This is a genomic window from Algibacter ulvanivorans (assembly GCF_048381495.1).
Taxonomy (GTDB): Bacteria; Bacteroidota; Bacteroidia; order Flavobacteriales; family Flavobacteriaceae; genus Algibacter_B; species Algibacter_B ulvanivorans.
The window spans coordinates 1-374 of the sequence record NZ_JBLWGD010000032.1; the positions used below are offsets into that span (position 1 = coordinate 1).

Annotated in this window: 1 protein-coding gene; it reads right to left on the reverse strand. The window is 39.0% G+C overall.

What is annotated here, in order from left to right:
• Positions 1 to 374 (reverse strand): reverse transcriptase family protein (locus ACNG5D_RS15860; RefSeq protein ID WP_418184508.1); only part of this gene is annotated, 374 nt, incomplete at both ends.

Below are 374 nucleotides of genomic sequence, written 5' to 3' on the forward strand. Positions count from 1 at the left end.
CTCGGCTTTTGGAATAGATGAGGATGTCATCAATAAAGAGAACAACAAAGTGATCCAAATATTCCTTGAATACTCGGTTCATCATATCCATGAAAGCAGCAGGAGCATTAGTCAATCCAAAAGACATGACTAAGAATTCATAATGCCCGTACCGAGTTCTGAAAGCAGTCTTTGGAATATCCTCAGTTTTAACCTTCAGCTGATGATATCCAGAACGAAGATCGATCTTTGAAAAGAATTGTGCTCCTTGCAACTGGTCAAACAGGTCATCAATACGAGGTAGCGGATACCTATTCTTGATGGTGACATGGTTCAATTCCCGATAGTCAATATAAAGTCGGGTAACACTTTCGCCGTTATTTTTATAAAAAGAC